This window comes from Flavobacterium sp. Arc3 (assembly GCF_041431375.1).
GTDB lineage: Bacteria > Bacteroidota > Bacteroidia > Flavobacteriales > Flavobacteriaceae > Flavobacterium.
The window spans coordinates 34,074-48,047 of sequence record NZ_JASMRI010000012.1 but is presented as its reverse complement, the minus strand read 5'-3'; the positions used below and the strand labels follow the sequence as shown (position 1 = coordinate 48,047).

Sequence of the window (13,974 nt, the reverse complement as noted above, 5' to 3'; positions counted from 1 at the left end):
AACATTTTCATTAATTATAATTTGGATATCGTTGAAAATTACTGTTTTAAAAACAACTATTTACTACTCAAAGCATACATAAATAACCGCTTTTTCACTTTGCAACTTTAAGACATAAAGACTATCTTTGTGCTCTTAAAATAAGCACAAAAATGGCATTATCAGAACAAGAAATTATCCGAAGAGAAAAACTTCAATCCTTACGCAACTTAGGAATCAATCCTTATCCAGCTAATCTTTTTCCTGTAAATCACACTTCGAAGCAGATAAAAGAAAGCTTTGAAGAAGGTAAGAAGGTAATTGTTGCCGGACGTTTGATGAGTGTGAGAGATCAAGGAAAAGCTTGTTTTGCCGAACTGCAAGATAGCGAAGGCCGTATCCAATTGTACGTGAATCGTGATGTTTTGTGTCCTAGTGATGATAAAACATTATACAATCAGGTATTCAAAAAATTAACCGATTTGGGTGATTTTATTGGAATCGAAGGAGAATTGTTCACGACCAAAGTAGGAGCGCAATGTATTCGTGTCGATGGATTTACTTTCTTGAGTAAAACCTTGCGTCCGTTGCCTTTACCAAAAGTAGATGAAGACGGAAAAGTACACGATGCCTTTAACGATGCTGAATTGCGTTACAGAATGCGTTATGTAGATTTAACAGTGAATCAACATGTTAAGGATACTTTTATCAAGCGTACAAAATTGTTTAATGCGATGCGCGCTTTCTTTAACGAAGCGGGTTACCTAGAAGTTGAAACGCCTGTTTTACAAGCAATTCCGGGTGGTGCTGCAGCACGTCCTTTTATTACGCACCACAATTCACTTGATATTCCGTTGTACATGCGTATTGCGAATGAGTTGTATTTAAAGAGATTGATTGTTGGTGGATTTGATGGGGTGTATGAGTTTTCGAAAAACTTCCGTAATGAAGGAATGGACAGAACGCACAACCCAGAGTTTACTGCGATGGAAATATATGTAGCCTACAAGGATTATAACTGGATGATGGAATTTACCGAAAAATTGTTAGAGCATTGCGCTGTGGGTGTAAATGGTACTAGCGAAGCAACTTTTGGTGAACACCAAATTAGCTTTAAAGCGCCTTATGCTCGTGTAACAATGACGGATTCTATTAAACATTTTACTGGTTTTGATATCTCAGGTAAAAACGAAGAAGAATTGTTTGAAGCTGCAAAAGGCATGGGAATCGACGTGGACAAAACCATGGGGAAAGGAAAATTGATTGATGAAATTTTTGGAGCTAAATGCGAAGGAAATTATATTCAACCTACTTTCATCACGGATTACCCTAAAGAAATGTCACCACTTTGTAAAGAGCACCGTGACAATCCAGAATTGACGGAACGTTTTGAATTGATGGTTTGCGGTAAAGAAGTAGCGAATGCTTATTCTGAACTAAACGACCCGATTGACCAACGGAGCCGTTTTGAAGACCAAATGCGCCTAGCTGCCAAAGGAGATGACGAAGCGACTGGAATTATCGATGAAGATTTCTTGAGAGCTCTTGAATACGGAATGCCACCAACGTCTGGATTAGGTATTGGAATGGATCGTTTAATGATGTTCCTGACTAATAATGCATCGATTCAAGAAGTATTGTTGTTCCCACAAATGAGACCAGAGACGAAACAAGTTCAAGTGGAGCTGGAAGACGATGAGAAACTAATTGTTTCTTTATTACAAGCGAATGAGAACCAAATGGAATTTGGATTATTGAAAATAAAATCAGAATTGAGTGGTAAAAAATGGGATAAAGCCATGAAGAACTTATCTTCTCTAGGAATGACTGAAGTGGTTGTTGAAGGAGATGTGAAAGCTTGCCGCTTGAAAGAGTAAATAGTACTCAAAATTATAGTAAAAACGGCTTGAATATTTTCAAGCCGTTTTTTTTTCTTTATGCTAATACTGGAATTTTAACCCCAAGCAATTCTTCTTTATACAAAAGCAGCTGATCTAAGATGCTGTCATTATCATTTTCCGTACTAATTGCTGCTGCAAACAAGGACTGATAATACCCAATTCCCTCCGTCAGATTGTTTTTAAAAGCATTCCATTTTTTTATTTGGCCCGCAGTAATCTCTTCAGAAACTCCTTTAATTTCATTTTTCAAATAATCAATATACATCGTCAATTCTTTGACAAACATATTAGGGCGATTTGTTGACGTCAATACAGAAGCGTTACCATAAATATGTTGCACCATTTTAGAAAGTGATACTTCTTGATCAAAATAAGCCATATTGGGACCGGGACAAATAACGACACCTTGCGCCTGCCCTTTGATTTTCATCTCATTCTCTAAATAAGACGCATTTGCCAAACCTACACAAAGACAAGATTTCTCGGTAATTTTCGTTTTAGCGTTTGCAAACATTTCTGCTGTCAAAGTCTCTTTCTTACTATCTAATTCCTCCAATTTCAAATCTTGAAATTTCTTGGAAGCAGAACAAATTCCTTTTGCACCATATTCTTTGCTTAGCGCCAAAAATTTCTTTGGGCAAGAACTTCCAGCATTGCTTTCCTGAATTCTTTTTAATTTCAACATTTCATTAGTCGTACCTTTCAAGGTATTAAAAGGAATTCCAAGTGGAGATATATGACTCAAATACAAGTCTTCTTCTTTTGCTTTTGCCAATAATTTACGTGTGTCTACGTCAACAGAAGTCGCTTCAGGAACCAGTAGAAATGGTGAACCCCATCCCACGGAATCCACTTGATAATGATTCATCAAAAAATCATGTTCTGCCGCAGTTCCAACTCCACCTTGCACGGTAATTTTTAGTTCCAATGGATGCTCTGGAATGTGTTTCCCTTTTTGTCCTAAAGTTTTTATCATTAATTCATGTGCCGACTGGATCAATTGGTCTTTCTTTTGCTTGAACTCTTCTAAAATAGGCCCTAAAAGATGCCCTTCGGTAGCAAAAGCGTGTCCTCCGCAGTTCAATCCAGATTCAATTCTATATTCAGAAACCCAAAGTCCTTTTTTTGCCAAAAAGTTACCCTGAATCATCGCCGAACGAAAATCGCTTACTTTGAGGATAATTTTCTTATTCAAATGATTATTTGCATCGGGAAAAAACACATCGAAGTTCTCAAAATAGCTATACAGTCTTGGGTTCATCCCTGCAGATAGCACCACCCCAGAGGTCAGTTTACTGTTAGCAAAACCACGAAGAGAAGCATGGGCATCATTGAATTCCGTTGGCATTTGCTCCTCTTTTAGGAAATTATCCTTGTCTACTTTAGTCATGATGTTGACATCGATATCACCAGCAGTTAGATTAGTTTCAATAAAATTTCTAATATTGTCTTTAAAAGCAACACCTTCATCTATTAAATCCTGCAAGCCTAGCTTTATCTCAGACTTGTTTGGTAACATCGCAATGTAATTTTCCAGAGCTAGTTTACTTTCGGCAAGTTCATTTTTGAAATTCTCAAACTTCTGTTTTACAATTTTGTCTACCAAATCCAAATAAGAAGTAATACGCTCTGCACGATAATCGTGTATTTTTTGAGTTATTTCTTGGTAAGGCAAATTAAATTTACTGCTATAAAAAGCATTCATTTTCTCTATTAAATCATCGTCTATAATCGAAATTACAGAAGAGATACCATACTTTGCTACCCTAATCGGACTGTCAATAGTATATGCCAATCCCATTACAGGGATATGGAAAGTATGTAACGGTTTAGTTGTTGTTGTCATTCGTAAAATTTTAATTGTACTGTAGGCCACAAATTTCATAAATGCAAACCGTTAAAAAGCTGATAATTATCATTTTATTAAAATAAAAAAGAGATGATATTTGCATTAATACACTGGATAATAAGCAAATATACCTTAACTAACATCCAAATTAATTATGTCTATAGATGTTGATTCACTTTTTTCGCGAGGCGCTGCAGCAACAAAATATAAAAAAAAAGAAATAGTTTTTCACGAAGGAGAAGCTGCTAATTTTTATTATCAAATCATTGATGGCGGCGTAAGAGCATACCACGCAAATGATAAGGGAAAAGAATTTACACAAGGTCTTTTTTGTGCAGGAGAAGGATTTGGCGAACCACCACTATTAATTAACGAAACCTATCCTTGCAAGGCAATTACGGTTAAGGATAGTACTATTCTAAAATTATCTAAAGACAATTTTTTAAAAATCCTTGATGATTATCCTCCAATCCAGAAATATTTCCTGCTTTTACTGGCAAAAAAAATACATTCCAAGTCAAAAACTTCCAATAATATTATCAATCAAAATCCTGAGTTTAGAATCCTCGCTTTTTTAAATTCATTCAAAAAGAAATCCGGAAGTGCTAATGGTGATAAGGTTTTAATTCCCTACACTCGCCAAGAAATCGCGAATCATACTGGTTTAAGAGTAGAAACGGTGATTCGGGCTCTAACTAAAATGAAGAACTCATGCAAAGTCGAAATAATCGACCGTAAAATTTATTACTAGCACCAATTTTAATTTCCAAAATTAAGATTGGAGACCCAAAAAAGATTTGGTAGCTATCATTGAGGTGAAAGTCGTAGTGCAGCAATTTAAATTGAGAAAGAAACTTTTTTTTTGCAAAATTACTCAACAAACACATGAGAGATTGCCTATTCCAAAACTTGTATTGAATCAATTGGATTGCTTTGGTGTTTACCCAAAAAAGAATAATTACAATTCTTCTTTCTATATAAAAACTCAGTTAAGTTTCGATTTAACAAAGTAGTGCTGCTTTATTATGAATATCCTTTTTATTAACTAGATCAGATACATTTTCGAAAGTAGTTATAGCTATTTGTGTTAGAGCTTCATTAGTAAAAAAGGCTTGATGAGCAGTTACCAATACATTTGGAAAACTCATTAATCGCTGTATATCATCGTCCTGAATAATATCTTCAGACAAATCTTTAAAAAATAATTTTTCTTCTTGTTCGTATACATCAATCCCTAAGTAACCCACTTTACCATTTTTCAGGGCTTCGATACTATCTGTTGTATTAATCAACCCTCCTCTACTGGTATTAATAAGCATAATATTATCTTTCATTTGTGAAAGCGAATTTTTATTTATCATATGCTTTGTTGCGTCACTCAACGGACAATGAAGAGAAATGATATCAGCTGATTTAAAAATATTCTCCAAGGTTTCATAACGCACTCCTAACTTCTCCATTTCTTGATCTTTACTGATATCAAAAGCTAACACTTTACAACCAAAGCCCAAAACAATTTTAGCAAATGCTTTACCTATATTTCCCGTTCCAATGACACCTACTGTTTTACCATGTAAATCAAAACCCAAAAGTCCGTTTAACGAAAAATTTTGTTCCCGTACTCGATTATAGGCTTTATGCGTTTTACGATTTAATGTCAATATCATTGCCATGGCATGCTCAGCAACAGCCTCAGGAGAATAAGATGGAACACGACAAACTCTTATACCCGCTTTTTTAGCAGCGATAAGATCTACATTATTGAAACCTGCACATCGCAAAGCAATAATTTCGACTCCCTTTTCTGCTAGTTTTTCAATAACTTGAGCATCTAAAACATCATTTACAAAAACACAAACAATTGCTGTATTTTTAATTAAATCTACTGTTCGAAAATTCAATTGAACTTCAAAAAATTCTAATTCAAAACCAAAATTGGCATTGTACTTTTCAAAAAAGGACTTATCGTAGGACTGTGTAGAGAAGAAAGAAATTTTTTGCGCCGTTACTTTATGGTTTGCTGTCATGATATTAAAATAATTAAAAACTAATGCTTCTTCCTAGCAGAGAGATTGAATAAAAACACTAGATTTAGAATACTAATTCAAATATACTTATAAACAAAAAAGCAATACTAATTCTATAGAACTATTATTGCTTTTTTTGTTTCGTGGAAAATAAAATCTCACGAATTTCTACAAAGTATAATTTAAGTTGACACTCCATCTATAATTTGCTTCTATATTCCCGCTTGATAAATTTTGATTGATGGGAAGCATGGCATTAATCCCTACCGAAAATTTGTCTTTTCCTACTTCAAGACCAAACTTACTAAAAAGAATATCTCCTGCAGTATTTAACACCTTTTCTCCATATTGTTTATTGGTCTCATAAACCTCACCCGCTACACCTATTTGAGGAACTAGCTGCACTGTATTTAAATCTACAAGATAAAACAAAGTACTACCGTAATTCAGTTGGTTTCCAAACTGATACTTCTTAGAATTCTCTGTTTTGATATTGTAATTTATCATGCTATTCAGCCCCAAGTTTTTCTTTTTAATCACATACTCGGTAAGAAAAAGGTAGTCCCAACTTCCAGTTCCTAGTTGAAAACTTTGATTTACAGTACCTAAATTATTAGACTCTTCAAACTTACCTGTAGGCATTTTTACACCACCGCCCACTTGTACAGTATGAGTAAAAACAGTGCTATCCTTTTGTGTCTGATAAACAGAATAGGTCGCCATAACGGTGATATCCCCTAAACCACTTATATTTTCAGTTCCTGTAGTCAATTCTCTATTATGAAAATGATACGGAATCAGAGCTGCAATTTGGATTTTTTCAGTTACTGGAATTTTAGTCCAAATTTGAGCCGTATTAAAGTTTTCGTCAACCCAAGGAGAATTTGCAAAAATCCCATCTCGACTGGAGTAACTTTGATTAAAATAGCGAATACCCACAAAATTACTATTCAACATCGAGCTAAAACCCATACTCCCACCGCTGGCAGAACAGCCACAAGCATCACAGTCAAAATCCATTGCTGCATCCAATTGCATTTTCTGAAAAGTGAAGCTGGAAATACTATCTTTTGCAGGAGTCATAGCACTAACTAATTGAATAGATAAAAAAGTAAGCACACTTAATATTATTGTATTTTTCATTGTAATTAAAATTCTGAAAATCGTTTATCAGTAAGATATTGATTGTCGGTTAATGTTTTTAGAAACGCGATTAGTTGTACTTTCTCTGTTTCCGAAAGTGTAATTCCTAGTTTCCCATTTTGTTTTAAAATAGGATCTAAAGTAGCTGAGTCTACAACTCCAGAACTGTAGTGGTTAAGCACTGCCTCGAGTGTTCCAAAACGGCCATCGTGCATGTACGGGCCAGACACCTCCACATTGCGTAAACTAGGTACTTTAAATTTATAATAATCTTGTGCGAGTTCAGTAACTCTGGAACGCCCAACATCATTAATTAATGGGTTAACAGCTAAGCCGTTGTTTCTAAAAGCATCATCGGTCATTAGGTCTGTTGCATGACAAGAAGCACATTTGTTTTTAAAAACCGCATAACCCGCTGTTTCATCACTTGTAAGTGTACCTCCTGATTCATTACGTCTATAATGATCGAATGTTGAATTAGAAGAGGTCAGCATCACCATAAATTGTGAAAGTGCTTTAAGCATGTTCTCTATAGAAACCGTTCCATCAGTAAAAGAGGCTTTAAACAATTCCCGATATGTTTTATCGGCTTTCATCATAGCCAGAATAGCGTTTAAATCGCCATTCATTTCGATTTCGCTCGTTAAAGGAATAATAGGTTGCAGATCTAAATGCGATGCAGCTCCATCGTACATAAAAACACGTTGAAAAGCCATGTTTTGAATAGCAGGTGCGTTCCTAGTTCCTTGAGCATCATTCCCACCATGACTCACGGTGTGTCCGTGATGGGTGAAGGCATTTTCCTGCAGGTGACAAAACCCACAAGAAACTAGTCCGTCAGAGGCTAAGCGACCATCATAAAATAGTTTTTTACCCAGTTCGAATCCCTTTTCTGTTGGAGGATTTGTAGTGATATCATAAGCTAAATCCGGAAAGTTAGAAGGCACTGTAAAATCTAATGGAAGATTCACATAATCATCATCCTGATCTGAGCAACTAATAAATACGGGAAGAAGTAGCCAAAGAAAATGTTTTATTTTCATGGTTTTTAATTTATAAAGAAGCACAAAAGTTGTAGAATAGCCCCGGTTGAAGCGGCATCCTTTTTTTATTTTCAAAAAAAGATATAGCGTAAAACGGGACTTAACTTGTTAAAAATAGTACTCTTGTGCTCCTAAAAAATGAAATTAATCGTTGTGAACGTGGTCTACTGTAAACATAGTCGATACATTTTGAGTAATTAAAGGCAAGTTTGAACCTCCCATAATATCTGCAGCTGTTCCATTAGGATTATTGTCAGAAAGCTTAATCACATTTGTACTGTTTAAAATTTTAGACAAATCAGTAATAATGTGAATTTGCGGTGTAATCGTACTTCTCACTAAGGCTTTTGTCTTTAAGTCAAGACTAACTGTTGTGTAGTTATAATCTGTTCCTGTTTGCCCCGTATGTACTTTAAACGGCACTGCAGTGGTTACAGTAGCTGAAGTAAAATTCCCCTCAAAGGCTACAAATTTATATCCTGCTGACCAGCTCCACATCATTCCTGCCGCTTGCGCTTTAGCTAAGAAATCTCCTTGACCATCTGCTCCAGCACTCCATTGGTCTTTATCTACTCCAATACCAAAAGTAACCTTAGTATAGTTGGCCGCTGGCACATTTGTTAAGTCAATTACATGACTATCAGCGTTAGATTCATCTACAATAAAATAGCTTTCACTTTTAGGATACGTAACAGTAGTTCCATCTTCTTTAGTTAAAACTATATTACTAATAATGTATTTTATAGCTGTAATTTTAAGCACTTCATTGCTAGCGGTTGTGTTTGTCTGGGTTTCAAGAATTAGGTCATTTCCGTTGAAAGAGTTATCAAATTCTAATGCTAGTGTTCCTGTTCCTGAAATTGTTTCTTCATCACTAGAACATGCAGTAAAAGTAGCACTCAAAGCTAAAACAGCTAAGGCTTTGTATATTAAATTTTTCATTCCTTTAAGTATAATTTCTTTATATGATTTTTAAATAAGTTGCATCAAAAGACTTCCTCATAGGCTTTCGCCAAAGGGAATCAGACACAAAAAAATGATATTATTAAGAAATTAAAATTGGTGGACGAAAAACAGCATCACTTTCTAAATGCGAGTAGAAGTTAGTATAAGCAGCATTAAATTCTAGTGTAGTTGCTTTTTGAAAAACCAAAAAATTAAAAGAAGCTGCCTCTGTAACAAAAAGATCAACAAATGGATTTGAGGTTTGCTTTTTCTCAGAAGAAGTGGATTTATCATCATCAGATGCTTTTGCCAATTCTTTCATCAAATGACACTTACCATTACATTTTAATTCTGGCTTTGCTTTATTAACACAAAGTACTTGTGAGATATACTCATAATTAACAGCATAGTCTATAACCGGAAGAATTGGTTTTAGAAATAAGAGTAATAAAATTATGACTGCATATTTTTTCACACGGCAAAGATAGAAATCAAATTTGAGTTTAAAGTGATAAAAATCACCTTTTACTAAATTTTTGTTAAGGCTTAAACCTTTGAGATACATTACTGTCTTATCACTATAACATTAAAATAAAAAAAATGAAAAAATTAATTATCGCCGCATTATTGCTTGTTGGAATGACAAGTTTTGCGCAACAAGGAAATAAAACTGACAAAAAACAAGGTAGAGCTGAAATGGAAAAATTCACTCCTGAACAGCGAAATGAGTTGATGTTGAAAAAAATGACATTAGAACTAGATTTGTCATCAAAACAACAAGCTCAAATGAAAAGTATCATTGCTGAAAAAAGTGCTAAAAGTGAGGCAATGATGAAGGCTCATAAAGACAACAAGACAAAACCAACAAGAGACGAGCGTTTTGCTATGAAAACCAAAATGATGGATGAGCAAATTGCGATGAAAGCTAAAATGAAAAGTATTTTATCTGATGAGCAATTTGTAAAATGGGATGCAATGAAAGAAAAGCATGACAAACGAAGAGGACACAGAATGCACAAAAGATCTGGTGATAAAACGGATCGCAAAAAAGAAATGCAGAAATAAAAAAAAACTCTCGGTTTGATACCGAGAGTTTTTTTTTGTTCTAAAAAGTTTTAGAAACTTTATCTATTGCTTGAATTGTAAAATCAAGATCTTCATAAGTTAACGCATCTGTAATAAACCAAGTCTCATACGCTGATGGCGCGATATATATTCCTTCCTGTAATAATCCGTGGAAGAATTTTTTAAACGTTTCATTGTCTCCATTTGCCGCTGATTTAAAATCAACTACAGGAGCAGCGTCAAAATGAACTGAAATCATAGATCCAATTCTATTGATTGTAAATACGACATTGTTTGCTTTTAGTACCTTTTCGATTCCAGCGTGCAAATAAGCTGTTTTCTCTGCTAGTCTTTCAAAAATAGCATTGTCTTCATTTAATGTTTGCAACATCGCTAATCCTGCAGCCATAGCCAGTGGATTCCCTGATAAGGTTCCTGCCTGATAAACTGGCCCAAGTGGTGCTAGATAATTCATTATTTCCTCACGAGCAGCAAAAGCACCTACAGGTAGCCCACCACCAATTACTTTTCCGAAACAGACTATATCTGCATCGACATTAAACAATTCTTGTACCCCACCTCGTGCTAATCGAAATCCGGTCATAACCTCATCAAAGATAAGCAGTATACCATTGTCAGTACAAAGTTGGCGTAAGCCTTCTAAAAAACCTTTGTTTGGTGGAATACAACCCATGTTCCCTGCAACCGGCTCCACTATTATAGCGGCAATTTCGTTTTTATTAGCTTCGATTAAAGTCTTTACATTTTCTAAATCATTGTATTGAGCTAACAAAGTGTCTTTAGCCGTTCCCTCGGTTACCCCAGGACTATTAGGCGAACCAAAAGTTACTGCTCCACTTCCTGCCTGAATCAAAAATGAATCAGAATGACCGTGGTAACAACCAGCAAATTTTATAATTTTATCTCTTTTTGCAAACCCACGAGCCAATCGTACTGCACTCATACAAGCCTCAGTACCTGAATTTACAAATCTAATTTTATCAATATTAGGCACCATTGACACTGCCAAAGCGGCAATTTGTGTTTCTAGTTCTGTGGGCATACCAAAAGAGGTTCCCAACTTAGCTTTCTCGATTACAGCTTGCACCACCGGTTCAAAAGCATGACCTAAAATCATAGGTCCCCAAGAATTAATATAATCAATTAAACGATTTCCATCTTCGTCGTACATATAAGCACCCTTGGCACTTTTAACAAAAATTGGAGTTCCCCCTACTGCTTTAAATGCTCTTACGGGCGAATTTACTCCTCCAGGAATTACCTTTTCTGCTTCAGCAAAAAGCTGACTACTTCTTTTATATAACATGTATATTTGAATGTTTTATTTACGATATGCTATCTTCTATTCTAAACTTCTATTATTTCACTATCAATTTTTGGCCGATAGAGATGGTATTGGCTGACAGATTATTGATTTGCTTTAAATCGTTAACCAATAAATTATATTTTTTTGAGATTGAATACAGGGTATCTCCTTTTTGCACTTCATATAGAGATCTGTTCTGACTGTCAACAGCTGCAATTCTTGTATCTTGTCTTTCAAGCGGAGTATAGTCTTTCCCCATAACAATAGCATCATATTGTCCCAAATTGTAACGCTCGATATATGATATTAATTTGTCTGGGTATTTTGGATCCGTGGCATAACCCGCTCTTCTAAGTCCTCTTGCCCATCCTTTATAATCTTCTTTAGGCAAATTAAATAAGCTGGCATACCTACTTCTACCTGTCAAAAATAAGGCGTGATCATTAAACGACTCTGCAGGTTCGTAATATTTTCTAAAACATTCCTGACTGGAATCATCATCATGTCTAACCGATTCGCCAGTCCAACCCTCATGGCATTTTATTCCAAAATGATTGTTAGCCCTAATACATAGATCGCCTCTTCCAGCGCCAGACTCTAATATTCCTTGAGCTAAAATAATACTTGCCGGAATTCCATAAATCCTCATATTACTCATCGCAATGTCTTTATATTGAGAAATATACTTTCCGATTACATCAGTCCCAACATAGGTTACTGAGGTTGATTCGATTACTTCATTTTCTTCCTCAACTTGTTCTCGTGTTGCCAATTTATTAATTGTTGGCTTGACTGCATTTGTTTTTTTGCCAGAACGAGTTGTCACTTTTTTTGAACTTGAAGGCGTCGCTTTTTTCGTTACTATCACTGGCTTAGTTGCATTACAACTTAGTAAAGTAAACAGCGTTAGTATAAGCAGGATTTTTTTAAACATAGGTATCTATTAATGGTAATTGTTTACTTCTTAATTTTGAATTCATTCCTTCGATTCCTTGAATTCCACCAGTATGAATTAGTAAAATTTTAGATTCAGCCGGAAAATAATTGGCAACTATCATATCTATAACGCCAAAAACCATCTTTCCAGTATAAATAGGATCTAAGGGGATGTCGTTATTTTTTAAAAACTCATTGATAAAGGTAACCAAATCTTGATTCACTTTGCCATATCCACCAAAATGGTAATTCGTAATCAGCTCCCATTTTTCATCTGGAACGTCGGTTACAAAACTACGAATTTCATCTTTTAAAAAATCACCTTTTAAAGCAGGAAATCCTAAAACTTTCTGATGTGGCAAAACACTATTAATAATTCCGGAGATCGTCCCACCAGTTCCTACTGCACAACAGATGAAATTAAACTGTTCATCTTCATTGGTTAGAATTTCTTCGCACCCTTTTATCGCTAAGTCATTAGTACCGCCTTCAGGGATAAGGTAAAAATCACCGTGTTGCTGTTTTAAGTTTTCCAAAAATGGAATTTCGTTTTTTAATCGGTATTCTTCTCTTGATATAAATTCGAATTGCATGCCACAATTTTGAGCAAACTGCAAGGTTGGATTAGTTGCTATTTTATCGCGCAGTTCATCTCCCCGAATAATCCCGATGGTTTTGAATCCATTTTCTTTCCCTGCAAATGCTACTGCAGCGATATGATTAGAATAGGCTCCGCCAAAAGTGAGCAGCGTTTCTTGATTTTCCTCTTTTGCCTGAAGCAAATTATACTTCAGTTTTCTAAACTTATTCCCTGAAACAAATGGATGGATCAAATCTTCACGCTTGATTGTCACCGAAATCGAGTTTGGGAATTCTATAATGAGTTTTTGATTCAAACCAGATAATTTTTCACAAAGGTAAAATTTATAGGCAACAAAAAAATTGATTAACCATACATTGTCTCTTTATAACATATTTTTAAGGCAATATTCATTTTTCAGTCAAATTTTCTTCCCAATTTAGTCTTTCACACCGTTATAAAATCACCACTATTAATGGGTAACTCCTATCGAACCAGATGATTTCATCATAAAGTAAAACACTACATCGTAATTTTGTTTATGTATTTTATGAAACTAAAAAACCTTCTTTTTTTCAGATAGAATATATCCGATTCATTTGCATAGGCTTCACGCTCAAAACTGATATTCCTGTAGGCCAAATCTCTGTTTTTATATTGAACCAACCGAACAAGATACTCCAAGAAGTACCAAATAAAAAAAGGAAATATTAATAGCTCTAACTGCTGGCGCAAGTGTATCTTTTCGTGGTTTATAAATACTTTATTCCCCTTATCTTCGCTATACTTTACCAATACAAACGGAAAAGCGGTCAAACCTCTATAGCCTCTAGGAATTAAATATTTAGCAACAATAAGAAACATTCGCTATAAAAATTATAAATTTGTAATGCTAAAATAGTTCTTTTTAATGAAATACTCAATTGTTTGAGCACCCTACTAAATCGAACCATTAAAAAATCTCTTTACAATAGAATACCCCAAAACATGATTGACAAGAATAACGAAAATAAATTAATCGAAGGCGAAGATTTCTATTATACCCCAGAAGGTTATAAATGCTTTACCGAGAAACACCACTTAAAAAGAGGGTATTGTTGTAAAAGCGGATGCCGTCATTGCCCCTATGGTTATGACAAAAAAACAGGTACAAACAAGAAGTAGTTATCTAGAACTGCA

14 protein-coding genes are annotated in these 13,974 nt (G+C 34.9%); 4 read left to right on the top strand and 10 right to left on the bottom strand.

Annotated elements, in window-relative coordinates; translation table 11 throughout:
* The first annotated feature begins 152 nt into the window (after positions 1-152).
* Positions 153-1,856 (top strand): lysine--tRNA ligase, encoded by a 1,704-nt coding sequence (gene lysS, locus QO200_RS10565; RefSeq protein WP_371539615.1) that lies wholly within the window; start codon positions 153-155, stop codon positions 1,854-1,856.
* 58 nt (positions 1,857-1,914) lie between these two features.
* On the opposite strand, the gene QO200_RS10560 is transcribed toward lysS, so the two are convergent.
* Positions 1,915-3,726, bottom strand: coding sequence for a hypothetical protein (locus QO200_RS10560; protein ID WP_371539613.1), 1,812 nt, complete (start codon positions 3,724-3,726; stop codon positions 1,915-1,917).
* 157 nt (positions 3,727-3,883) lie between these two features.
* On the opposite strand from QO200_RS10560, the gene QO200_RS10555 reads away from it, so the two are divergent.
* Complete coding sequence (locus tag QO200_RS10555; RefSeq protein WP_371539611.1) at positions 3,884-4,480, top strand: Crp/Fnr family transcriptional regulator; 597 nt, start codon at positions 3,884-3,886, stop codon at positions 4,478-4,480.
* A 250-nt stretch (positions 4,481-4,730) separates the two neighbouring features.
* Here QO200_RS10555 and QO200_RS10550 read toward each other — a convergent pair whose 3' ends face one another.
* The 5 genes from QO200_RS10550 to QO200_RS10530 form a co-directional block, all read right to left on the bottom strand.
* Complete coding sequence (locus tag QO200_RS10550) at positions 4,731-5,756, bottom strand: 2-hydroxyacid dehydrogenase (protein ID WP_371539609.1); 1,026 nt, start codon at positions 5,754-5,756, stop codon at positions 4,731-4,733.
* 168 nt (positions 5,757-5,924) lie between these two features.
* The gene (locus tag QO200_RS10545) at positions 5,925-6,899 is read right to left on the bottom strand and encodes a transporter (protein ID WP_371539606.1); all 975 of its coding nucleotides are present in this window, start codon (positions 6,897-6,899) and stop codon (positions 5,925-5,927) included.
* Positions 6,900-6,904: 5 nt separating this feature from the next.
* Positions 6,905-7,942 (bottom strand): cytochrome-c peroxidase, encoded by a 1,038-nt coding sequence (locus tag QO200_RS10540; protein WP_371539604.1) that lies wholly within the window; start codon positions 7,940-7,942, stop codon positions 6,905-6,907.
* A 144-nt stretch (positions 7,943-8,086) separates the two neighbouring features.
* Positions 8,087-8,884: an MbnP family protein gene (locus QO200_RS10535; RefSeq protein ID WP_371539601.1), complete on the bottom strand. Its 798-nt coding sequence runs from the start codon at positions 8,882-8,884 to the stop codon at positions 8,087-8,089.
* A 103-nt stretch (positions 8,885-8,987) separates the two neighbouring features.
* The gene (locus QO200_RS10530) at positions 8,988-9,362 is read right to left on the bottom strand and encodes a hypothetical protein (RefSeq protein ID WP_371539598.1); all 375 of its coding nucleotides are present in this window, start codon (positions 9,360-9,362) and stop codon (positions 8,988-8,990) included.
* A gap of 125 nt (positions 9,363-9,487) precedes the next feature.
* Here QO200_RS10530 and QO200_RS10525 point away from each other — a divergent pair, with 125 nt between their 5' ends.
* Positions 9,488-9,952, top strand: coding sequence for a hypothetical protein (locus QO200_RS10525; RefSeq protein ID WP_371539595.1), 465 nt, complete (start codon positions 9,488-9,490; stop codon positions 9,950-9,952).
* A gap of 40 nt (positions 9,953-9,992) precedes the next feature.
* Here QO200_RS10525 and hemL read toward each other — a convergent pair whose 3' ends face one another.
* The 4 genes from hemL to QO200_RS10505 form a co-directional block, all read right to left on the bottom strand.
* Entirely contained in the window at positions 9,993-11,279 is a 1,287-nt protein-coding gene (gene hemL, locus QO200_RS10520) for a glutamate-1-semialdehyde 2,1-aminomutase (RefSeq protein ID WP_371539593.1), read from the bottom strand.
* A 52-nt stretch (positions 11,280-11,331) separates the two neighbouring features.
* Positions 11,332-12,213, bottom strand: coding sequence for a glucosaminidase domain-containing protein (locus QO200_RS10515; RefSeq protein WP_371539592.1), 882 nt, complete (start codon positions 12,211-12,213; stop codon positions 11,332-11,334).
* Complete coding sequence (locus QO200_RS10510) at positions 12,206-13,111, bottom strand: 1-aminocyclopropane-1-carboxylate deaminase/D-cysteine desulfhydrase (protein WP_371539590.1); 906 nt, start codon at positions 13,109-13,111, stop codon at positions 12,206-12,208. The genes QO200_RS10515 and QO200_RS10510 overlap by 8 nt, the downstream gene beginning before the upstream one ends.
* A 206-nt stretch (positions 13,112-13,317) precedes the next feature.
* A complete protein-coding gene (locus tag QO200_RS10505) occupies positions 13,318-13,659 on the bottom strand; it encodes a hypothetical protein (protein ID WP_371539588.1) in 342 nt (113 codons plus the stop codon).
* A gap of 123 nt (positions 13,660-13,782) precedes the next feature.
* Between QO200_RS10505 and QO200_RS10500 the strand changes: the two genes are divergently transcribed.
* Positions 13,783-13,959: a DUF5522 domain-containing protein gene (locus tag QO200_RS10500; protein WP_371539586.1), complete on the top strand. Its 177-nt coding sequence runs from the start codon at positions 13,783-13,785 to the stop codon at positions 13,957-13,959.
* Positions 13,960-13,974: the final 15 nt, after the last annotated feature.

Bases quoted from the DNA above. Each gene is read 5' to 3' on its own strand.
- lysS (WP_371539615.1), top strand. From the start codon at position 153: ATGGCATTATCAGAACAAGAAATTATCCGAAGAGAAAAACTTCAATCC.
- QO200_RS10560 (WP_371539613.1), bottom strand. From the start codon at position 3,726: ATGACAACAACAACTAAACCGTTACATACTTTCCATATCCCTGTAATG.
- QO200_RS10555 (WP_371539611.1), top strand. From the start codon at position 3,884: ATGTCTATAGATGTTGATTCACTTTTTTCGCGAGGCGCTGCAGCAACA.
- QO200_RS10550 (WP_371539609.1), bottom strand. From the start codon at position 5,756: ATGACAGCAAACCATAAAGTAACGGCGCAAAAAATTTCTTTCTTCTCT.
- QO200_RS10545 (WP_371539606.1), bottom strand. From the start codon at position 6,899: ATGAAAAATACAATAATATTAAGTGTGCTTACTTTTTTATCTATTCAA.
- QO200_RS10540 (WP_371539604.1), bottom strand. From the start codon at position 7,942: ATGAAAATAAAACATTTTCTTTGGCTACTTCTTCCCGTATTTATTAGT.
- QO200_RS10535 (WP_371539601.1), bottom strand. From the start codon at position 8,884: ATGAAAAATTTAATATACAAAGCCTTAGCTGTTTTAGCTTTGAGTGCT.
- QO200_RS10525 (WP_371539595.1), top strand. From the start codon at position 9,488: ATGAAAAAATTAATTATCGCCGCATTATTGCTTGTTGGAATGACAAGT.
- hemL (WP_371539593.1), bottom strand. From the start codon at position 11,279: ATGTTATATAAAAGAAGTAGTCAGCTTTTTGCTGAAGCAGAAAAGGTA.
- QO200_RS10515 (WP_371539592.1), bottom strand. From the start codon at position 12,213: ATGTTTAAAAAAATCCTGCTTATACTAACGCTGTTTACTTTACTAAGT.
- QO200_RS10505 (WP_371539588.1), bottom strand. From the start codon at position 13,659: ATGTTTCTTATTGTTGCTAAATATTTAATTCCTAGAGGCTATAGAGGT.
- QO200_RS10500 (WP_371539586.1), top strand. From the start codon at position 13,783: ATGATTGACAAGAATAACGAAAATAAATTAATCGAAGGCGAAGATTTC.